A 225-nucleotide genomic window follows, 5' to 3' on the forward strand; every position below is an offset into this window, starting at 1 on the left:
CGCATCTCGGCATTTCACGGCCGGTGCCGTCGTTGCCCGATCTGCGTGACGACTTCATCCCTTGCCACCAAACGCCGGAGGCGGCGGCACACGGCCCAGGCCCGAATAGCCAACCCGAGTTTGCGGTCACCAAAGAGGTCCGTGTCGGCGCAAAACGTGACCGTTCCGAGCCCTTTCCCGAGGACAAGGAACTTGTTTCCACCTTCAAGAAAGTGGCCCGCGAAG

At 62.2% G+C, this 225-nt stretch carries 1 protein-coding gene; it reads left to right on the forward strand.

The window, feature by feature from the left end:
* Positions 1-32 precede the first annotated feature (32 nt).
* A partial coding sequence (locus ACWGTI_RS33035; RefSeq protein WP_454590725.1) for a hypothetical protein occupies positions 33-225 on the forward strand: 193 nt, incomplete at its 3' end.

The organism is Mesorhizobium sp. ArgA1 (genome assembly GCF_053714375.1).